The organism is Rothia sp. HMSC067H10, assembly GCF_001810635.1.
Classification (GTDB): domain Bacteria; phylum Actinomycetota; class Actinomycetes; order Actinomycetales; family Micrococcaceae; genus Rothia; species Rothia dentocariosa.
On record NZ_KV802313.1, the window covers coordinates 14,023 to 35,203 of the forward strand.

The following is a 21,181-nucleotide window of genomic DNA, read 5'->3' on the forward strand; positions in this document are numbered from 1 at the left end:
TGGCATACTCAATACTGACCTGGAGAATTCAATGAGCCTGATCGTCCAAAAGTTCGGCGGTTCTTCCGTCGCGGATGCCGAGGGTATCAAACGCGTCGCCCAGCGCATCGTGGACACCCAAAAAGCGGGCAATGATGTGGTCGTGGTCGTCTCCGCGATGGGCGACACCACCGATGAACTACTCGACCTTGCCGCTGAAGTAACCGCTACCGTTACCCCCTCGCGCGAGCTCGATATGCTCCTGACTGCGGGCGAGCGCATCTCGACGGCTATTCTATCGATGGCGGTCAATGATCTAGGCGCGAAGGCGCAGTCTTTCACAGGTTCTCAGGCGGGCATGATTACCGACGGCGTGCATGGTTCGGCGCGGCTTGTGGAGGTCAATCCAGGCCGTATTCGCCGCTCTGTTGAGGCCGGAAACATTGCGATTGTGGCGGGGTTCCAGGGTGTTAACCGCCAGAGCGGTGACATTACGACCCTCGGTCGCGGCGGTTCAGATACTACGGCGGTCGCTCTTGCGGCGGCGCTTCATGCGGATGTGTGCGAGATTTATTCGGATGTGGACGGCGTGTTCACGGCCGACCCGCGCATCGTATCAGCCGCGCATAAGCTCAATACTGTCACAAGTGAAGAAATGCTTGAGATGGCGGCGAATGGCGCAAAGATTCTGCATCTGCGCAGCGTGGAGTACGCCCGCCGTTTCAATCTGAAACTGCATGTGCGTTCGTCATTCTCGAATCTTGAAGGCACCCTTGTTATCCCGGAAAATTCCGCAGAACTAACCCCCACCCATGTGAAGGAGATTCCCTTGGAACAGCCCCTGATTTCTGGCGTTGCGCACGACCGTGGACAGGCAAAAATTACCGTGGTGGGCGTGCCCGATATCCCCGGATCTGCCGCTAAGGTTTTCGGTCTGCTCAATGAGGCCAAGATTAACATCGATATGATCGTGCAGAACGTCTCGACCGACCGACCGAACGTGACCGATATTTCCTTTACGCTCAACCAGGCGCAGGGTCCGCAGGCGTTACAGGTACTTGAGAAGACCCAGGCCGAGATCGGTTTTGAAGAGGTTATTTATAACGAGGCAGTGGGTAAGCTTTCGCTTGTGGGCGCGGGCATGAAGACCAACCCGGGTGTTTCGTTTACCTTCTTTGAGGCGCTGAGCAATGCGGGCGTGAACGTCGAGATGATTTCGACCTCCGAGATTCGTATCTCGGTTATCACCGAGCTTTCAAAGCTTGATGAGGCGGTCCGCGCGGTACACACCGCTTTTGAGCTTGATGCCGAAGGCGAAGCCACCGTATACGGCGGAACAGGCCGCTAGTTTCGGAGAATGCAGATAAGTCACTCTGTGACAGTACTTGACGGCTCGCTCTGGCGTGCTTATGCGAAGGAGCATGAGCGCCGGGCAGGGCGCTTTGCTGACCCGTTTGTGCGGCGGCGCGAGCGGGGGCAGGCGCATCCGGTCGAGGATTTCCTGTTTACGTACTACACGCTCAAGCCCGGTCAGTTCAAACGCTGGCACCCTGGGGCTGGTGTCATTCTGCTGGATGCCGCCGAACGTGTCAGCTGGAAATTCTACCGTGCAGCAACCGAGGACGAGCTCCTTTCAGCTGGGCTCTCCCCCGACGATGCACACACCCATGCCGAACGTGGCGATGCGGTTCTCGTGGATATACCCCAATTCGTGGACAAACGCGGCACCGCCCTCACGTTCACTCGCGAAATTCTGTCAAATACAGCCGATAAAAAAGCGTTTTTTGGATGCTTTGGTATGCACGAATGGGCGATGGCGTATAAATCAGTTCAGAATAATATTCGTCACGACTACCTGGATTTGCGTTTGGGTGCTGAGGGCACCGACCGGGTGGTTGAGTCGCACCGCATCCGCTGTTCGCATTTCGATGCGTTCCGGTTTTTCATGCCTCAGGCGGCGCCCATGAACGAGCTGCAGCCCACCCGTGAAGCACAGCGCACACTAGAACAGCCCGCTTGTCTGCACGCCAATATGGACGTCTATAAGTGGGCATACAAGCTGATCCCTCTCATCGATTCGGCGCTCGTGATGGACTGCTTTGAGCTTGCCTGGGATGCGCGCGAACTCGATATGCGCGCCGCACCGTACGACCTTCTCGATTGGGGCTATGAGCCTATTAAGGTAGAGACTCCCGAGGGTAAAGCCGAGTATGTGCGGTATCAACGCGAGCTTTCGGAGCGTTCGGTGACGCTGCGCCGTCGCGTCTTGAGCCAGATTGAGGGCGCTCTCGATCGCGCCGCCGTGGCTTAAACTAATTTCTCCCCCGCCGGAAAACGAGGGAGAAATACTTGTGGTTGAGTTTATCTATCGCGATAGCCTGTCTTTTTCGTCCCGAGGAGCATCTTCGAGCTTTTCTGAAGTGCCAAACTTTTCAAGCTCGCATGTATTCGGTGAATATTTTCAGCGATCGTTATTTACTTAGTGGTGATTGTCCTGCACGGCTTGTGCGGTGACTCAGCGCGGTGCATCACCGCCCACCCCGGAAATGATGGCTCATTCCGCTCGGTGGAACGGAGTGAATTAACATAGCCGCGCGCTATGCCTCTTCAAGCCACGGTGGTTATGCGGTTGATGCAGCTCAGGGTTTGCCCGTTTTGTTTTCTGCCAGTGGTGATGGCAGGAGTGCGATGAGGCGCCATTGGAAAACTGGCGCGACATCATACACGCTCTTAGAGAATTTGTAATCATGCATTCCCTGTGAACATAATCACTTTAAACAAAATGTGAGCAAAATGAATCGTTGATGTCACTTTTCTGGAGCAAAAGTTTACAACGGAAATATACTATACAGCATGCGAGATTGGTTTTTATAATTTACATGTAAATAATTTATGTGAAATCAGCAACTTTGAAATTAGTTTACCACTCAAACATACTTTAAACATTGACACGACGCTTGAGAACTAGCTGAGGCGCGCATCCTGATATGCGTAATCTCCAAAATTATTCTTTAATCCGCAGTTTTGAAACATCACCTGCTAAAGACTTCAAAATTCCGATGTTCGCTCACAGAGAACGATTTTTGAGAAGAATTATTACGCTTTTCTACAAGGAGTTTTGATTCCACACTTTCTTCTTGGTAAGGCATAGCTCACTATGGGTATCTTCATATTTACGCGCGCTTAGTTTCACGTTCCCGTACCCGCCGCTCTTTGACCGATACTGCGGTCAAAATTCGCTCGCCGAGCGGGCGTCAAGAAGCGTGCTTGCGGTAACATTAAGACGGCTCAATCAGAACTCATGCACCCAAGGAGTGCCCGCACATGGCCCGTATTGTTGTTGATGTTATGCTCAAGCCCGAAATTCTTGACCCGCAGGGTAAAGCTATCGCTCACGAGCTGCCCCGTATCGGTCTAAATTCCTTCACCGACGTTCGCCAAGGCAAGCGTTTTGAGCTGACCGTCGAAGGCGAAGCTACCGAAGAGCATCTTGCGCAGGCACGCCAAGCGGCAGAAGAGCTACTCTCAAACCCCGTCATCGAAGACGTTGTGAACGTCTCGGTTCTGGAGGACTAAGAGCATGGCAGAATCACTAGCAGCACACGAAGTTCCCCTTGTTGGCGACTTCAGCGTCTCGGCACCCAACCCCGACTTTGCTTATGCGCGCATCGGCGTTATTACTTTCCCCGGCACCCTCGATGACCGCGATGCGGCGCGTGCCGTACGGTTAGCGGGCGGAACCGTCGTCGAACTTTGGCATGACGACGAAGATCTCAAAAACGTTGATGCCGTCATCATTCCCGGCGGTTTCTCCTACGGCGACTATCTGCGTGCAGGCGCTATCGCGGCAAAAGCACCCGTCATGCATTCGGTCATCGCAGCAGCAAATGCAGCGGGAACATCGGGCTCTGCTCCCCTGCCGGTGCTGGGTATCTGCAATGGTTTTCAGATTCTCACTGAGTCGCATCTGCTCCCCGGATCCATGATTAAGAACGATCACCGCAAGTTCATTTGCCGTGACCAAACCCTGCGCATCGAAAATAACGCTACCTCGTGGACCGGATCCTATGAACCCGGGCAAGAGATTGTGGTTCCGCTTAAAAACCAGGACGGTCAATACGTGGCGGACGCCAAAACTTTAGAGGCGCTCGAAGCCGAGAATCGCGTGGTGTTCCGGTATGTGGGTTTCAACCCGAACGGTTCACGCCACGATATTGCCGGTATCAGCAACAAACGCGGAAATGTCGTCGGTCTGATGCCCCACCCAGAACACGCGGTTGAACCCGGTTTTGGCCCCTCATCCTCCGGATTCGGCGATGTTTCACTACGAGGCGGTGCCGACGGCTTGGGCGTCTTCACCTCCGTTCTTTCCAACCTGATCAACGCCCGCTAGACGCACGACGACAAGGATAGACACAAGCGATGAGCGAGAAGCAGTTTAACCTCGATACCGTCGAGCACGCGGCGGAAACCCCCGATACCGAACTCCCCTGGGCAGAGCTGGGGTTAAAGGAAAATGAGTTCGAAGACATCAAGAAGATTCTGGGCCGCCGCCCGACCGCGGCCGAGCTGGCCATGTACTCGGTCATGTGGTCCGAGCATTGCTCCTACAAATCCTCGAAAGTACACCTGAAGCAATTCGGCGCCAAAGTCACCGACGAGATGAAGAAAGACCTGATGGTCGGCATCGGCGAGAACGCTGGCGTAACCGATATTGGCGACGGCTGGGCGGTAACCTTCAAGATTGAGTCACATAACCACCCCTCCTATGTTGAGCCTTATCAAGGTGCGGCAACCGGCGTGGGCGGTATTGTGCGTGACATTATTTCGATGGGTGCACGCCCGATCGCGGTTATGGATCCGCTGCGTTTCGGCGCTATCGACCACCCGGATACCGCCCGCGTGGTCGGCGGTGTGGTCGCGGGCATCGGCGGCTACGGCAACTCTCTGGGGCTGCCCAATATTGGCGGTGAGACCGAATTTGACGCCTGCTACCAGGCAAACCCCCTCGTCAATGCCCTGGCAGTCGGTATTATGCGCCACGAAGATATTCGCCTGGCAAACGCATCCGGCGTGGGCAATCAGGTAGTGCTCTTCGGGGCACGCACCGGCGGCGACGGTATTGGCGGCGCATCCGTACTGGCTTCAGAATCATTTGACGATACCAAGCCCTCCAAGCGACCCGCCGTGCAGGTAGGCGATCCCTTCGCCGAGAAGGTTCTGATCGAATGCTGCTTGGAACTCTTCAAGGGTTCCGTGGTCGAGGGTATTCAGGATCTCGGCGCTGCCGGTATTTCCTGTGCAACCAGTGAGCTCGCATCCAACGGCGAGGGCGGCATGCACGTGGACCTCACCAAAGTACTCTTGCGCGACCCCACCTTAACCCCCGGCGAAATTCTGATGTCGGAATCGCAGGAACGCATGATGGCGGTCGTTTCGCCCGAGAACGTCGAGCGTTTTGAGGCGATTATGAAGAAATGGGGCGTGGAGTACTCCTTCTTGGGCGAGGTGACCGATACCGGTCGCCTAACCATTGAATGGGACGGCCAGGTAATCGTTGATGTAGACCCGCGTACCGTGGCGCACGATGGTCCCACCTATGAGCGCCCCTATGCGCGCCCGGCTGGTCAGGATGCACTCCAGGCAGACCATTTCACAGGCTCCGCTGCCGACGATGCACGCCCGCGCGGCGAACAGCTGGGCGAGGCTATCAAGGCGTTCATGGCGTCTCCGAATATGTGCTCCAAGTCCTGGATTACCAACCAGTACGATCGCTACGTGCAGGGCAACACAGCCCTCTCTATGCCGGACGATTCGGGCGTGGTGCGTGTGGATGAGAACACCAACCTGGGGGTCGCGCTGGCGACTGACGCATCACCGCGTTTTGCCTACCTTGACCCGTATGAGGGCGCGCGCGCATCCTTGGCGGAGGCCTACCGTAATGTGGCAACCGTGGGTGCCCGCCCGGTCGCGGTTTCGGACTGCTTGAATTTCGGCTCCCCCGAAGATCCGGACGTCATGTGGCAGTTTGCCGAAGCCGTACGCGGTCTTGCCGACGGCTGCATGGAGCTAGGTGTTCCGGTCACCGGCGGCAATGTTTCGCTGTATAACCAGACCGGAGGTAAGGCCATTAACCCGACCCCTGTGGTCGCGATGATGGGCGTAATGGACGACATTACCCGGCGCACCCCCTCGGGTTGGGCCCCGGAACACGACGGTCAGGCCATCTACCTGCTGGGTACTACCCGTGACGAGCTGGACGGCTCAGAATGGGCGCGTTTCAAAGGTCACCTGGGGGGTCTGCCCCCGAAGGTTGATCTGGCGGTTGAACGTCAGCTTGGCGATATGCTCGTAAATATGTCGCGTGACGGCATGATCGATGCGGCACACGACGTTGCGGCCGGTGGCCTTGCCGCAGCACTCGCGGAAGCCTGCCTGCGTTTCAACACCGGGGCGCGCATCGGGCTAGGCGAAGTTGCCGAACGCGACGGGCTCGACCTGTTCACCCTGCTGTTCTCGGAGTCCTTAGGTCGCGTGGTGGTTTCCGTCCCGCGTTCTGAGGAGGTACGTTTCAAGGATATGTGCACCGCCCGGCAGTTCCCGTTCGCGCGCATCGGCGTAGTGGATGCGCTCTCGAACGCGCTGGACTTCCAAAACGAGGTCTCCATCAACCTTGATGAGCTGCGTGCCGCTCACGAAGGCACCATGGCAGCTCACTTTGGTGAGGTGGCGCAGGGCTAGATCCCTCTATCGGCACAGCTAGGCTCTTGATGTGAATAAAGCGGAGTTTCCAACGCTTTCTTCACATCAAGAGCCTTTTTCTGCCTCAAGGCACTCCCCACCTGCGCTTTCACACGCTAGACTGGAGGATAGGTTACATAAACCGTTCACACCGATAACACATTCGCCCCCCGAACCGCATCCAAAAAATGCACAGACACAACAGAAAGATCACCATGACCGCAGCACCATCCGTGCAGGTCTTTACGCCAGACATACCTAAAGCGGGCAGAATAACGCTCACGGCATTCGCTCTCTTTGTTATCGGTTGGCTTATCTATATCGAGTTCACGGGCGGACTAGACTTCAATGTCTACCGTTTCGGTGCCATGACCATCTTCGATAACGACGGCATGCACAAAGATCTCTACGCCCGCAATCTCCTGGAGTACGGCAACTTTAGGTTGCCCTTCACCTACCCGCCCTTTGCCGCGCTCGTGTTCTTACCGTTCGCTTTTCTGCCCGCATGGGTGGGTATCGCCATCATGTATGCGATCAGCATCGGTGTTGCATGGTGGCTGGCAACCCTTATCTATAACTACGCCACCGACCGCGGCTACAGCATCCCTTTCCAGGAAAGACTCGGCACATACGGCGTCATTGCTGCCCTCACGTTCATCATTATTATGACCGGGCCGTGGCGGCGCGGGCTCTCGCTGATACAAATTAACCCCATCATTCTTACGCTGGTGCTTGCCGATTTTATACGACCGGCAACCCGCATTCCCCGGGGTGCACTTATCGGCATCGCAGGCGGTATTAAGCTCACCCCGCTTGCCTTCGGCCTTATTCTGCTCATGCGCAAAGACTGGCGCGGAATCTTTACCCTGGGTCTCTCTTTCGGCACGACCATTCTTCTTGGGTTTATCTTCCTCCCGCAGCAGGCTGTTACGTTCTGGACGAGCGCCGTTTCGGATTCCGGTCGCGTTGGGGGTATTAACTTCGCCGATAATATTTCGATTCAAGGCTGGCTGATGCACCTGGGTCTGCGTGAACCTACCCTGAGGCCCGTATATTACGCCCTTGTTCTTGCTACGATCGGGCTCTGTGCGGTGCTTCTGCGCCAGCTTATTCGCCGTAATCTTGTGCTATCTCAGGTGGCGGTCGGCGGGTTTTTGATGGTGAGCATCTCCCCCATCAGCTGGTCGCATCATAACGTCATGTTCCCGCTGATTATCATGACGCTTGTTCTTGATGCTTTCCCCCTGTTTTTCACGCACCTGCCCGCCTGGTTATCCGGTACCGCACATGTTTTGACGTGGGTGGCGTTTATCGGTCTATATATTTCACCTATGTGGCTGGGTGCCGCCATCGGTGGCGGATTCAACAGCCTCAACCATCTTGCACAGTATGCCTTGTTGTTTTCGACCGTGCCGATCCTGTGTCTCTATGCGGTCATGGCTCTTTGGGTAGGTTCGGCGCTCACTCCGACCGTGCGCATAGCGCAGAATCGCGATCGCGCGGTCACTGCGGGACCCAAACCCGAGCCTCAGGCTGCGTAGCAGCAGGTAGTGTCATGTGCAGTTGAGTTACAACGCGCATACGGCGGTAACAAAGGATGCGGTGGTTTGCCCTCTCTGGGGGAGCCGCCGCATCCGCATGACGGCTATCAGGAAGCCTAAAAATCGGAAATATTCTGCCGAAAAGCGTGGTTTTCCTCCCTCTAACCCCCTAAAACTATATATATCGGCAAAATATTGCCGAAATATAGTGTTTTCACCAATTTTCATGCCATAATGTCATGAATTCGGAATTATTTTGCCGATTTATAGGGTTTCAGACTCATGGAAAGGATGCGCTCGTGCCACGGGACTTAAGGGGCTCGCTCGCCCAGATCGTTCGCGAGCATCGCCGCGAACTTCGGATTACGCAGGAGTATTTGGGGCTTCTTGCCGGAGTCTCGGAGCGCACGATCCGCGATCTCGAAAAAGGGCGCGAGTCTATCGCCTTTGACAAAGTAACCGCCGTACTCGACACCCTCGGCATCGATCTCATCCCTCGGGAGCGCTAACTTTTTATAAAGGATGCGGTGGTTTGCCCCTCTGGGGAACCACCGCATCCTTGTATTTCTGCGTCACACGGAGATTTTCCAGGCACACATGTGAACCTGTCATACAAACGTCATATAACGGTTATTTACGTATATTTTTCAGTGATAATAAACACTCTGAGGTACTGTCTACACAGGTGTAACAATCTGTCACAAATGGTCCTGATATGGCTCAAACACGAACTTTGAACATCTATCGAGATGTTTATCGATGGCTAGCTCTGCTCGCTTAGCTGGGCAAAGAGCGCGGCATTAATACGAAACCCTTCCATAGCCTCGTCAATCAGGGCTTCACGCTGCTCTTCGCTCAAAGGAGCGCGATCAAGAAGCTCCCGGTATCCATCCTTGAAGACCTTCGGCTTGGGAAGCTGCGGGAACGAGTACATGGTCAGAGCATCCCGCGCAATGCCGTAATGGCGCGCCACCAGAGCCGCCACCGCCTGCCCGCCCGAGAGGTCCCCCAGATAGCGCAAATAATGATGCGCCAAGAACCGCTCGGGAGCCTGCGCGGTCGCCTTGATACGCGCCACGTATTCGATAGTCGCTGGCAACGGGGCGTCAATCTCGGTCTGCCCTAGAGTACGAATATCGTGGTGAATCGCGGCGGCACGATCCAGCCCTTCCAGAGTGAAAGGATCGGTCAGTGAGTTACCGGATACACGCAGATTCCGAGAGATTTCCTCCAGCGCCTCATAGATATAGGTGTACTGGTTGATGAGGCGTAAATATGCGGAAGTATCGAGTTTCCCGCCCATCAAATCTTCCATAAAGGTAGAGTGCTCGGCATTATCATGCACGCGCTTGGTGCTAGCTTTTAGCCGGGCCGAAAACCGCTGTTCGACAGCATCGGGTGAGGTGGTTTCGGGGGTAATAATGGCGGTCATGGAACGCCTCCTGATTGAGTTGAGAGTCATGAATATTTTTGATGACACTGTGTCACCAAATCAATAAATGACATAGTGTCACTAAATTTTTGGTTTTGCAACACCGATGCCAAAAAATTTTATTAAGGGTAACCTCATCATGAAGCAAAGTACTACAATTAAGCTACACAAGTCTTAGCTAATAGGTCTAGACTAAGACTGCTCATTACTAAAACCACGAATAGAGGAACACATGTCTATGTCGCATAACGCGAAGCGCTCATGGGCGTTTCTAGCGTCTGCCGCCGTTGGCCTCAGTGGCATCGCCGCCACTCCCGCCCTAGCGAACCAACCCGCACCGACCGCGCAGATCGTCTCTGAGCAGGCGCCAGCTGCCGCATCACAAAGCCTGCAGGATGCATCCGTAGATTGGGGCGTCAAATCCTCATTCCGCAGATACATCACCGGTCCTGTCGCCGGTGGTTCGCAGGAACTAACCGGTGCTACCTCCAACGCGGATGGTTCTTATCGCTTCACCGCCGCTGAAGGTACCGTCGAGGCAGACGGTTCATACCACGTTAAATTCACCGGCTCCAGCGTGAAGTACACCGGGCACCACGGCGTGCTCGAAGTAACTATCAGCGACTTGGAACTTGTCATCAAAGACGGGCAAGGCAGCCTATACGCAAATATCAGCGAACGCCCCTATAACGGCAACACCACCCCGAACCCGCCCGTACAGCACGATCACACGCTGATTGGTACTTTCGATGCTTCCTCCCTGAAAAACGAGGGCGGGCAGCTGACCTTGGCAGCATCTGATGCAACCAAGGTAAAACTCAGCACAGAAGCAACTTCGGTGTTTGCCGGGTTCTACCAGGCAGGTCAAGAGCTGGATGCGCTGGCATTCTCCGCAAAGCTCGTTACCAAGCAGGCCCCGGCACCGGAGAAGCCTGCCGATCCTACTCCTGAGCCATCTCAGCCTGCGCAGCCTGCACCAGAACCGAGCAAGCCTGCCGATCCAGCTCCTGAGCCAGCCCAGCCTGCGCCAGAGCAAAGTAAACCTGCTGAAACACCGGCACCGCAGCCCTCACAGAGTTCCGAAGCTCCGGCACCACAGCCCTCTCAGACTTCTGAGACACCTGCCTCAACCCCTTCAAAGCCCAGCGAAGCACCCAGCTCTCAACCGGCACCGCAGCCCTCACAAAGCTCGGAAGCCGCTAAGCCCGCACCGGCTCAGCCTCCGGCTACCGATGCAGCGCCGAGAACCGACGTGCCGAAAGGTCAAGGGCACATTATTGAATCCGGCAACCTGACCTGGAATATTCGTGATTCCTTCCTGCACTACCTCAACACCATTGCGCGCGGTAACATCACCGTCGAGGGTCTGTCGAAGAATGCGGCGGGCGGGCTGGACTTTACCAGCGCATCCGGCTCGTACGATGAGTCCACGAAGACCGGTCAGATCAACTTCGCGGGCAAGGTGCACATTAGCGGGCATCACGGCCAGCTCAACAGCAGCTTCGAGAACACTCGCCTAGTCATCAAAGAGGGCAAGGGCTACCTGGTTGTCGACGCCGAAGCGCTCAACATGCAGGGCGAAAACCGCACCTTCAAAGATCTTGTACTCGCCGAGGTCGATTTGAGCGGTGCAACCTTAGAAAATAACGTGCTCTCGGCTAAGAATGCAGCCGTTACCGTTACCGTCGAGGGGTCCGAGGCAATCTTCGCCGGGCAGTACAATGACGCCGACAAGCGCGCTATGGCTCCGCTCTCCTTCAGCGCAAAACTCGGTTCTCAGCTGGTGGAAAACAAGGTTACCGACACCACGGTTAAGGGTTCTAACATCGGCAGCGGTTCGACGAACCTAGGTAATAACGCGAATGCGGGTATTGGCGGCACGAACTTTGGCGGTTCCGTGAACAATGGCGGCGGCAGTGCCTCCCCTTCCCGTAACGGCTCCACCCCGGCTGCACACCCGAATGGCGGTAAGAGCGGTTCCTTCAGCAGCGTCTCAAAGAACCCCGCCCAGCCCGTCTGCACCCCGGTGACCGTGACCAAGCAGGTTCCCGTTAAGGCAGCGAACAAAGCACCGGCCGCATCCGCAGACGGTAAGGTCGCCAGCGCAGATCTTGGATGGGGCGTGCGCGATTCCTTCCGCAACTACATTCGCGGCGGCATCGCTAACGGCAGCTGGGATCTGAACGGTACCACCTATTCCAATAATGCCTTCCAGTGGGCGAAGGGTACGGGTTCCTTCAAGGATGGTAAGGGCTCGGTTTCCTTCACCGGTTCGGTGCATTTCACCGGACACCACGGAATTCTGGACACCACCATCTCAAACCCGCGTCTGGAGATCAACGGCAAGACCGCGGTTCTCTACGCAACGGTGGTCGGCAACGATATGGACGGCAAATCGCAGAATTACGGTGAAGTTGCTCTGCTCAACGTTGATGTGAGCGGTTTGCAGGTCTCTGGCGATAAAATTTCCATCAGCGGTGCGGGCACTACCATTACCGCTGAGGGTGCTAAAGCGTTTGCAGGTTTCTACGAGGCGGGTAAGGATATGGCTCCGCTGAGCTTCTCAGCTTCGCTTTCGGGTACACAGCCCGCGGGCAACACCGCCAAAACCCAGACCACCCAAACTGTGACCGAAACCGTATATCAGGGTCAGGGATGCGAATCTCTCAACGCACGCGGCTCTCATGGTCGTCTGGCGCATACCGGTGCCAGCGGTGTAGAGGCTGGGGTTGCTAGTGGTCTGGCCTCTCTGGCCGCCGGCATTGGTGCAGTGCTGTACACCCGCCGTCGCAAGTCCTCCAGGATGTCTGAGCGCTCCGAATAAACCTAAGATCGGCCTATCAACCACCGGCATATGCGGCGGTTCTTAGGCTCGGGTTTATTCCTCGGTGCAGCATCCGCACCTCATAGCTCACCGGATGCGCCAGGGTGCGGGTAGTATCGACTACCCGCACCCTCACCCTAAGCACACGCTCTCATCACGAATACATACACTCACAGTTTTAGCCGATAGGAACTCTTCATATGGCTTTTCGTCTCTCACACCCCGGCGCAACAACACGCCCCAGACACCGGCACGGCAGAGCGAGCGCATCGCAGAAGGTTACCGCCGCGCTATTAGCGGCATCCATATTTTTTATCTCCGGATGCGGCATCGGCACCCAAAATCCGGGCAGCACGAGCGCATCCTCGCATTCCGTGGTTGATGAACAGACCACCAAGTCTGAGCTTGAGAACCTTGCGCAGGAGCTCAAGAGCAATGTTTCTTCCGATCCGAAATCGCTGACGGGTCCCAGCAGCGCGAAGAACACCCCCGAAGTTCAGCCGATGGTTGAGACTCCCACCCCGCAGCTTCCTGTGACTTTCAAGGATTTCAAGGGCGATGAGGTGACTGTTAAGTCGGCGAACCGCATCCTGGCTCTTGATCTGTATGGCACTCTCGCGCAAGAGGTTATCTCGCTGGGTTTGGGTGATCGTCTGGTCGGTCGTGTGACGTCTTCAACCGAGTCTTCGCTAGCGAAGCTGCCGCTCGTCACTCAGAACGGCCACGACCTGAACGCGGATGCGATTCTCGCGACGAACCCCGATCTTGTGCTCTGGGATAAGAGCAATGGTCCCGAAGAAGTTGTTGAACAACTGCGCGATGCGGGCGTGACTGTGGTGGTGTTCGACCATGAGAGGCGCATGGATAAGATCATTCCCCAGCTCAAGGCTGTGGCACAGGCTTTAGGTGTGCAGGAGGCGGGCGATAAGGTTGCCGAGCGCGTGCAGAAAGACCTTGATTATGCCCTGAATACCATCAAAGAAGTTGCCCCTGAAGGCGATAAGAAACTGTCAATGGCATTCCTGTACGTGCGCGGTAATGCCGGGGTATTCTTCATTCTCGGCAAGGGTTCCGGCGCGGATGATCTGATTGCCGCGCTTGAGGGCAGAGATGTGGCTTCCGAGCAGGGAGCGCGCAACATTGTTCCTGCGAATAGCGAGGCGCTGGTCAAGGTGAACCCGGATGTCATTTTGACCATGACTCACGGCGTGGAATCCACCGGCGGCTTGGATGGATTCTTGGCACGCCCTGGCGTTGCCGAAACGAACGCGGGAAAGAGCAGGCGCGTGGTTGATATGAACGACGGGCAGATTCTATCCTACGGTCCGAACACCCCCGCCGTTCTGCTTTCCCTAGCCCGCGCTATCTACGCACCCCAGCATTAAGAGGCTCCACCTGTGAATTCCTCCAACCGCACTGATGCGGCGACTCCCGGCAGCGCGGATTATCGCAGCAAACGCCGCATCCGTATTCTCGCAACTTTTGGCTTTCTGAGTATTGCCCTGATCGTCATAACCGTGGTGTCTGCGGGGTTGGGTCAGTACAATATTCCGACCGATCATGTGGTGGCTTCGCTGGGGCGCCGCTTGGGTATGATTCCCAAGGATCCGACCGCCTATCTTGAAGACAGCACCCTGTGGAATATTCGTTTTCCGCGTGTGCTTTTGGGGCTGCTCGTGGGCGCTGCCCTGGGATGCTCGGGCGCGGTCATGCAGGCGGTTTTCGGTAACCCGCTGGCCGAGCCCGGGGTTATCGGTGTGTCTTCGGGCGCCGCGGTGGGAGCATGTGTAGCGGTCGTTTTCAATCTCGAATTCTTCGATATTTACACGGTTCCAGCTTTCGCCTTCGGCGGTGCCCTCGCGGCAACAGCACTGGTTTATTTTCTCTCGCGTTCCTCAGGTCGAGCGAAAGTTCTCTCCATGATTTTGACGGGTATTGCGGTAACTGCGGTGGCAAACGCCGCAATCGCGTTCTGCCTGTACCTGGCCGATAATGTCAGCCGCGACCGCATCGTCTTCTGGCAGATGGGATCGCTCAACGGGTCTACGTGGAAGGCTCTTGCCAGCGTGTGGTTCGTGATCGTAGCGGGGCTAATCATGTGCTTGATGATTTCACGCAAACTTGATCTGTTGGCGCTGGGCGAGCGCGCGGCACAGCATTCCGGGGTGAATGTTGAGCGTCTGCGCGGTGTTGCGATTGCTGCTACGGCGCTTTTGACGGGTGCGGCGGTGGCTCATGCGGGCATTATCGCCTTTGTGGGGCTGATTATTCCGCATCTGCTTCGGCTTATTGTGGGGCCGTCTAACCGTTTGCTGCTGCCCGCTTCGGCACTGGGCGGGGCGCTGTTAATTGCGCTTTCCGATTTGGGGGCGCGCACGCTCATTCCGGTCTCTGACCTGCCGATCGGTATTTTTACGGCGCTCGTGGGTGGCCCTACGTTCTTCTTCCTGTTGCGCCGTTCGATGGGGAAGGGAGGTCTTTAATGCTTATTGTTGATGGGGTGTCGCTGTCGGTGGGTAGGCGGCGCATCTTAGAGGATGTCTCTTTTGAGGTTCAGGCGGGCGAGGTTGTGTCGCTCATCGGTCCCAATGGTGCCGGTAAGTCCACGATTTTGGGGGTTATTGCGGGCGATACTAAGCCCGATTCCGGTTCGGTACTGCTCAAGAATAAGCGAGTGGGTGAGTATTCGTATCTTGAGCTTGCGCGTCTGCGTGCCCTGCTGCTGCAGAAAACTCAGGTGGCGTTTTCGTACCTTGTGCACGAGGTAGTGGCGATGGGGCGCACCCCGTGGCGCGGTACCGAGCGTGCGCATGAGGACGACGCCGTGATCGAGCAGATGATGGCGCGTACGCATACAGAGATGATGGCAAATCGCGATGTGACAACCCTTTCGGGTGGCGAAAGCGGGCGTGTGCATTTGGCTCGTATTTTTGCGCAGCAGACTCCCCTAGTGCTCTTGGATGAGCCTACGGCGGCGCTGGATATTAAACATCAGGAACAAACTCTGCAGATGAGCCGGGAGCTTGCCGCTGAGGGCACGGCGGTGTTAGCGGTTCTGCATGATTTAGATGTGGCGGCGGCGTATTCGGATAGGATCGTGCTGCTGGATAGGGGTCGTGTGGCTGCCAACGGTACCCCCGCTCAGGTGTGTACCGAGGAGCGGCTGAGCCGTGTGTATCAGCATCCGATTGAGGTTTTGGAGCATCCGGTGACGAAGCGTCCTCTGGTTCTGCCGCGGCGATAGAGCGGCACTGTGCTTTGAGTCGTCCTTTTTCTGGGCTGCTACCCCGGATATTCCATGCCAGTATCCGACGGATTCTCAGTATATTCCCAGTTCGGCATATAAGCCCTGCACCATGGTTACTTGTTAGAATAAAGTAATGCCCGGCGTAGGGTTATTTCTTGTGATAAGAAGTCTGAACTCGCCCGGGTGCAGCCCAAACCGTATGTATTACTCTTCCCCTACCCCACGAAGGAGAGTACCCCATCCATGAGTTCTGACCAGCACAAGACAATGCTGTCTGAAGCCTCCGGTTATGTTCCCGAATATTCTGCTCAGGCACACAGCGGTTCTCAAGAGCTTGCTGTTCACGGGCTCAGCAGCGATGAGGTTGCTAAGCTCACCGCCGCCGGTAAGGTCAATGCTCAGAATAATAAGTCTTCCCGCACCTTGTGGAGCATTATGCGGGCACACCTATTTACGGTATTTAACCTGGTGCTTGGGCTGTGCGGTCTGGTTGTGATTCTATACCAGCGTTGGGCTGATTTGCTCTTTCTGTTCGCCGTGGTGGCGAATGTGATTATCGGTTTTGTGCAGGAGTACAAGGCTAAACTTGAGCTCGACCGTATCTCTCTGCTTGACCGATCCCCGATCACGGCGGTGCGCGATGGCGCTATGATCGAGGTTCCTATGGAGTCCCTGGTTGAGGGCGATGTGGTAGTGCTCAAACGCGGCGACCAGGTTCCTGCGGATGCGGTGGTCCTAACCTCCGACTCGCTAGAGCTGGATGAATCCCTATTGACCGGCGAGAATGACCCGATTCCGAAACGTCCGGGCGATATGGTGCTTTCGGCATCGAGCGTGCTCGGCGGCACCGGGCGCGTACTGCTCTCGGCGGTGGGCTCCGAGTCCCGTGCAAGCAAAATTTCCGATGAGGCCCGGCAGTTCTCGCGCATCCAGTCTGAGCTTCGCGATGCGCTCGACCGCGTGGTGCGGTGGATTACCTTCGGCCTTGCCATCATTATCCCGATCGTGCTGTGGGGTCAGGTGCGCGCGGCGGGCGGCCTTGAGGTCGTCAATCGTGATGGTCTCTGGGAGAACGTCGCTATCGCGGTAGTTTCGTCAGTAGCATCAATGATTCCGCAGGGTTTGGCGCTTATGACAACCTTGGCGTTCGCGGCAGCGGCTGTGGCGCTGGGACGTAAACACAATATTTTGGTGCAGGAACAGCCCGCCGTTGAGGTACTCGCCCGCGTAGATACGGTGTGCTTCGACAAGACGGGCACCCTGACCGAGGGCGGCGTAATTTTCGATTCGGTACGCTCGCTGACGACTCCGGCCGAAGCAAAAGCACCCGATGAAAATCAGGCGTGGCGCGCATCCCTGCCGCAGGGCTGGGACCAGGCGTTGGCATGGTTCGGTCATGATGAAAACGCGAACCCGACCGCAGCAGCACTCACCGGCGGGTTCGAGCAGGCACCCACCGAGCAGGTCAGTGGCATTGTGCCGTTCTCGTCGGCGTTACGCTTTAGTGCTATCGAGTTTAAGTCTTCGGGAGCCTGGCTTCTCGGCGCTCCCGAGGCTCTGCTGAACCAGGGCACCGAGGAACGTGAGCGGGCCCGTGAACTCGCATCATTGGGTCTGCGCACGATGGTACTCGCGCATGCATCCGCCGTGGTGCGCAACGATGACGGAGACCCGGTGCAGCACATCCCCACTGACCATACCCCCGTGCTCTTCGTGATTTTCCGCGAAAATGTGCGTTCCGATGCCCCCGAAATCGTGGACTACTTCAATCGCCAGGGCGTAACCCTCAAGGTGTTCTCAGGCGATAACCCGTACACGGTACAGGCAGCTGCGAAGACCGCCGGTATGGATATTTCTGCGGGCGCGATCGATGCCTCTACCCTGCCGGAAGACGGCCCCGAACTCGCCGAGGCCGCCGCAACCCACAATATTTTCGGTCGCGTTTCGCCCGAACAGAAGAAGAACATGGTGATCTCGCTCAAAGAGCAAGGGCACGTCGTAGCAATGACCGGCGACGGTATTAACGATGCGCTCGCCCTCAAACACGCCAACCTCGGCATTGCGATGGGCAACGCTGCACCCGCAACGAAAGCCGTCTCGCGCTTGGTGCTTCTGGACGGCAAGTTCTCTTCGCTTCCCGCTGCCTTGGAACAGGGCCGCCAGGTGATTGCGAATATCGAAATGGTAGCGAACCTGTTCCTAACAAAGACCGGCTTTGCGATCCTGCTGGGTGTGGTCTTCGGTCTGATGGGGCTGATCTTCCCGTTCCTGCCCCGCCAATACTCGACCGCAGATTTCCTGATTGTTGGCGCATCCTCCTTCGCGCTGGCACTGCTGCCGAACTCGCGCCGGTACGTGCCCGGGTTCTTGCGCCGCGTGCTGAATTACACGATTCCGAACTCTATTATCGTGGTGGCGATGCTTCTGACCGTGAATTTGGCGGCGCTTCTGGTGTTCCCGGGAACCGATATGCGGCAGGTGCAGACTGCTTCTTTCATCACCCTGGTGATTATGGGATTGTGGAACCTTGCGGCAGTGGCTAGGCCGTTTAACAAGGCACGTATCCTGCTGTTTGGGGCGCTGCTTGCCGTATTCTTTGCGGCGTTATTGGTTCCGGTTTTGGTGCGGTACCACCAGTTTGAGGCTCCGTCGGCGCTATTGTTGTGGCTGTCGGTGGGAGCTGGTGTTTTAGGGGCGGTGCTGATTGAGGTGAACGCGCATCGTAGTCGCCGCTGGCAGAAACGCAGCTACCCCGAGCTTGAGGTGGCTTCACTGAGCCTCTTCCCTTCCGCGACGAAATAGCTCAAGATCGCATCTTCCCCTCAGTAATCTCGTCTAAGAACCGGTGCCGTAACATCTCATGAACGGCACCGGTTCGGCGTTTAATCTCTTCGGATGCTCTGCCCCACCGGAAGACGATACCCACCGCAGACCTGAACGGCACATTTTACACTTTCTGAACTTTCAAAACCTCATCTTGCACTCGCGCAGGTTTAAGCCTAAAGTTACATGCAGACATTGTGATTCTTAGAATCACACAACCATAGAACACAGGGTTGTTACTGGTAAGGCAGGCAAGACCTGAGTTGCTGAATCCCTTGAGGGAATAGATTCCTTAGGGTTCATCGTTATACCCACGATGCTTTAATGCATCACGGTACGGCGGCATGCAGCTCGGGTCTTTTTTTGTTTCCCTCGGGGCGTTTTGCTCTGAGGATGCCGCCGGTAACATCCCTAACACACTATTCACCGTGCAAGGATAACAACGTGAAAAACCACGAACTTGGCGAGAAGATTCTGACGGGACTTGGCGGTTCCGAGAATATCGCCCACTTTACGCACTGCGCAACCCGTTTGCGCGTAACTCCCGCCGACAGGAGCAAGGTCAATACGGACCAGATTAAGAGCATCCCCGGGGTGCTCTCGGTCATTGAGCAGTCCGGTCAGACTCAGGTCGTGCTCGGCGACCGTGTTGAGGGGGTCTACAACGAGATGCAGACCCTGCCCGGCATGGCGAACCTTGGCGAAGATAATTCTGGGTCCAAGAAATCCTCCGGAGGCGAAGGCAAGAAGGCTGGCTGGCTCACCAATATCTTCGATGTGCTCTCCGATTCCTTCCGTCCCCTGCTGTGGGCACTGTTGGGCACCTCCATGATTCTGACCCTGATCGTGTTCTTGCAGCAGTTCGGTTTCTTCGGTCAATACACCGACCTGACCGGTCAGAGCGTGAACATCGATATTGTGAACGGTCCGCGACTTTCCGATGAAGCCGCCGGTAAGGCGCTCGAAGCCGAATGGATGAAGCAGTTCGCTTTCTGGTACATCCTTAAGGCTGCCGCTCTGTCGGTGCTGAACTTCATGCCCATTATGCTTGGCGCAACCGCCGCAAAGCGTTTGGGCGCAAATATGTGGGTTGGTGCGGCTATTCCGGCGGCGCTGATGACCAGCACCTTCCAGAGCCTCACCAAACTTGCTGACCCGGCTACTAAGATGCTTGACGTATCCATTATGGGTCTGCACCTGCCGCTGTACGCCTACGATTACACCGGTCAGGTGTTCCCGCCCCTGCTGGCGGTTGCCCTCTTGGCGCCTCTGGAGCGTCTGTTGAAGAAGATCATTCCGAATATGCTGCAGATGGTCTTCGTCCCCATGCTGTCCGTTATTATTCTGGTGCCCGTAACCGCTTTCGTGGTGGGTCCCATCGGTATTGGCGTGGCTATGGGTATCTCCGACTTCCTGAAGAATGTCAACGATGTAGCTCCGGGAGCTGTGGGTGCGCTAATCGCAGGTCTGTACCTGTTCATGGTTCCGTTGGGCCTGCACTGGCCGCTGAACGCCGTGATGATTAACAACCTGCAGACCCTGGGCACCGACTTCATCCAGTCCCCCATGGGTGCTTACAACTTCGCCGTCTTCGGCGCGGTCACCGGTGTTGCTATTAGGGCTTCACGGAATAAGGAGCTTCGCCAGACTGCGGTGGGTGCTTCCATGTCCGGCCTGCTCGGTGGTATTTCCGAGCCTTCCCTCTACGGTGTGGTTCTACGCTACAAGCGGGTTATTCCCCTCATCCTGATACCGGCTGTGGCCGGTGGTGCCACCATCTCACTGCTAGGGGTCAAGTCGCACGCTTTCGCCTTCACCTCGCTCCTGTCGATTCCCGCAATGCAGCCTTCCGCCCTGTATGCTCTGGGCTTGGCAATTGCGTTCGGTGGTGCAATGACGGGTGTTCTGCTCTTCGGGTATGAGTCCAGGAACGCTGCAAAGGCTGCCGAGGCTCCTGCAGATTCCGCACGGGATGCGGCGGCAAGCGCATCGGCGAAGAAAGATTCCGCCGAGCAGGCCGGGTCAGCATCCGCAGCTGCAACCGCTGCAGCGCCCGCACTAGAGGCAGGTACGGTTCTTGAGGTGGCTTCTCCTCTAGAGGGTAAGGCCGTGGCGCTTTCCGAGGTTCCAGACCCGATTTTCGCTGCCGGTAAGCTCGGCGAGGGTGTTGCGGTTGAGCCGACCGGCACCACCGTGGTTGCACCCGCGGCGGGTAAAGTCGCAGCTACTTACCCCTCCGGTCACGCGGTGGGCCTCAAGTTGGATAACGGCGTGGAACTTTTGGTGCACGTCGGTTTGGATACCGTGAACCTCGATGGTGAAGGCTTTACCGTCAAGGTGAAGAAGGGCGAGCAGGTTGCCGCTGGCGATACGCTGATCGAGTTCGATCCTGCGGTCATTAAGAAGGCTGGTTACCCGCTCATCACTCCGGTGATTGTGACCAATACCCGCAAGTTCGCCTCGGTTGAGGGCGTTGTGGGTAATGCAAATAATGCATCCACCGTTTTGAAGGTGACTACTAAGTAGGTTTTCCGGTGAGGCAAAAGCCCCGTGTGCAGTTGAGCTGCACGTGGGGCTTTTGTGATATTCCGTTG

The 21,181-nt window shown here is 56.4% G+C and carries 14 protein-coding genes; 13 read left to right on the forward strand and 1 reads right to left on the reverse strand.

The window, feature by feature from the left end; translation table 11 throughout:
- Positions 1 to 31 precede the first annotated feature (31 nt).
- From HMPREF2756_RS05935 to HMPREF2756_RS11015, 7 genes are all read left to right on the forward strand, one after another.
- Positions 32 to 1,327, forward strand: a complete 1,296-nt coding sequence (locus tag HMPREF2756_RS05935; protein WP_048780259.1) for an aspartate kinase — start codon at positions 32 to 34, stop codon at positions 1,325 to 1,327.
- A 9-nt stretch (positions 1,328 to 1,336) separates the two neighbouring features.
- Entirely contained in the window at positions 1,337 to 2,290 is a 954-nt protein-coding gene (locus HMPREF2756_RS05940; protein ID WP_070619277.1) for a 3-methyladenine DNA glycosylase, read from the forward strand.
- 1,013 nt (positions 2,291 to 3,303) lie between these two features.
- Positions 3,304 to 3,555, forward strand: coding sequence for a phosphoribosylformylglycinamidine synthase subunit PurS (purS, locus tag HMPREF2756_RS05945; RefSeq protein ID WP_004006543.1), 252 nt, complete (start codon positions 3,304 to 3,306; stop codon positions 3,553 to 3,555).
- 4 nt (positions 3,556 to 3,559) lie between these two features.
- Positions 3,560 to 4,372, forward strand: a complete 813-nt coding sequence (gene purQ / locus HMPREF2756_RS05950; RefSeq protein WP_070619280.1) for a phosphoribosylformylglycinamidine synthase subunit PurQ — start codon at positions 3,560 to 3,562, stop codon at positions 4,370 to 4,372.
- A 29-nt stretch (positions 4,373 to 4,401) separates the two neighbouring features.
- Positions 4,402 to 6,720 carry a phosphoribosylformylglycinamidine synthase subunit PurL gene (gene purL, locus HMPREF2756_RS05955; protein WP_070619284.1) on the forward strand — a complete coding sequence of 773 codons (2,319 nt, stop codon included), beginning with the start codon at positions 4,402 to 4,404 and terminating at the stop codon, positions 6,718 to 6,720.
- Between the two features lie 215 nt (positions 6,721 to 6,935).
- Entirely contained in the window at positions 6,936 to 8,261 is a 1,326-nt protein-coding gene (locus HMPREF2756_RS05960; RefSeq protein WP_246825860.1) for a glycosyltransferase 87 family protein, read from the forward strand.
- Between the two features lie 299 nt (positions 8,262 to 8,560).
- Complete coding sequence (locus HMPREF2756_RS11015) at positions 8,561 to 8,770, forward strand: helix-turn-helix domain-containing protein (RefSeq protein ID WP_141747834.1); 210 nt, start codon at positions 8,561 to 8,563, stop codon at positions 8,768 to 8,770.
- A 254-nt stretch (positions 8,771 to 9,024) separates the two neighbouring features.
- Here HMPREF2756_RS11015 and HMPREF2756_RS05970 read toward each other — a convergent pair whose 3' ends face one another.
- Positions 9,025 to 9,693, reverse strand: coding sequence for a biliverdin-producing heme oxygenase (locus tag HMPREF2756_RS05970; RefSeq protein WP_070619292.1), 669 nt, complete (start codon positions 9,691 to 9,693; stop codon positions 9,025 to 9,027).
- A 232-nt stretch (positions 9,694 to 9,925) separates the two neighbouring features.
- On the opposite strand from HMPREF2756_RS05970, the gene HMPREF2756_RS05975 reads away from it, so the two are divergent.
- From HMPREF2756_RS05975 to HMPREF2756_RS06000, 6 genes are all read left to right on the forward strand, one after another.
- Entirely contained in the window at positions 9,926 to 12,517 is a 2,592-nt protein-coding gene (locus HMPREF2756_RS05975; RefSeq protein WP_070619294.1) for an HtaA domain-containing protein, read from the forward strand.
- A 200-nt stretch (positions 12,518 to 12,717) separates the two neighbouring features.
- Positions 12,718 to 13,902: a heme/hemin ABC transporter substrate-binding protein gene (locus HMPREF2756_RS05980; protein WP_083301678.1), complete on the forward strand. Its 1,185-nt coding sequence runs from the start codon at positions 12,718 to 12,720 to the stop codon at positions 13,900 to 13,902.
- A 12-nt stretch (positions 13,903 to 13,914) separates the two neighbouring features.
- Entirely contained in the window at positions 13,915 to 15,000 is a 1,086-nt protein-coding gene (locus tag HMPREF2756_RS05985) for a FecCD family ABC transporter permease (protein ID WP_048754548.1), read from the forward strand.
- Positions 15,000 to 15,761, forward strand: a complete 762-nt coding sequence (locus HMPREF2756_RS05990; protein ID WP_070619297.1) for a heme ABC transporter ATP-binding protein — start codon at positions 15,000 to 15,002, stop codon at positions 15,759 to 15,761. The genes HMPREF2756_RS05985 and HMPREF2756_RS05990 overlap by 1 nt, the downstream gene beginning before the upstream one ends.
- Positions 15,762 to 16,007: 246 nt before the next feature.
- On the forward strand, positions 16,008 to 18,566 hold the full coding sequence (locus HMPREF2756_RS05995) for an HAD-IC family P-type ATPase (protein ID WP_210393532.1): 2,559 nt from the start codon (positions 16,008 to 16,010) through the stop codon (positions 18,564 to 18,566).
- Between the two features lie 465 nt (positions 18,567 to 19,031).
- Complete coding sequence (locus tag HMPREF2756_RS06000; protein ID WP_070619300.1) at positions 19,032 to 21,113, forward strand: glucose PTS transporter subunit IIA; 2,082 nt, start codon at positions 19,032 to 19,034, stop codon at positions 21,111 to 21,113.
- Positions 21,114 to 21,181 lie beyond the last annotated feature (68 nt).

Coding starts and splice junctions, on each gene's coding strand:
- HMPREF2756_RS05935 (WP_048780259.1), top strand. CDS start 32: ATGAGCCTGATCGTCCAAAAGTTCGGCGGTTCTTCCGTCGCGGATGCC.
- HMPREF2756_RS05940 (WP_070619277.1), top strand. CDS start 1,337: ATGCAGATAAGTCACTCTGTGACAGTACTTGACGGCTCGCTCTGGCGT.
- purS (WP_004006543.1), top strand. CDS start 3,304: ATGGCCCGTATTGTTGTTGATGTTATGCTCAAGCCCGAAATTCTTGAC.
- purQ (WP_070619280.1), top strand. CDS start 3,560: ATGGCAGAATCACTAGCAGCACACGAAGTTCCCCTTGTTGGCGACTTC.
- purL (WP_070619284.1), top strand. CDS start 4,402: ATGAGCGAGAAGCAGTTTAACCTCGATACCGTCGAGCACGCGGCGGAA.
- HMPREF2756_RS05960 (WP_246825860.1), top strand. CDS start 6,936: ATGACCGCAGCACCATCCGTGCAGGTCTTTACGCCAGACATACCTAAA.
- HMPREF2756_RS05970 (WP_070619292.1), bottom strand. CDS start 9,693: ATGACCGCCATTATTACCCCCGAAACCACCTCACCCGATGCTGTCGAA.
- HMPREF2756_RS05975 (WP_070619294.1), top strand. CDS start 9,926: ATGTCTATGTCGCATAACGCGAAGCGCTCATGGGCGTTTCTAGCGTCT.
- HMPREF2756_RS05980 (WP_083301678.1), top strand. CDS start 12,718: ATGGCTTTTCGTCTCTCACACCCCGGCGCAACAACACGCCCCAGACAC.
- HMPREF2756_RS05990 (WP_070619297.1), top strand. CDS start 15,000: ATGCTTATTGTTGATGGGGTGTCGCTGTCGGTGGGTAGGCGGCGCATC.
- HMPREF2756_RS05995 (WP_210393532.1), top strand. CDS start 16,008: ATGAGTTCTGACCAGCACAAGACAATGCTGTCTGAAGCCTCCGGTTAT.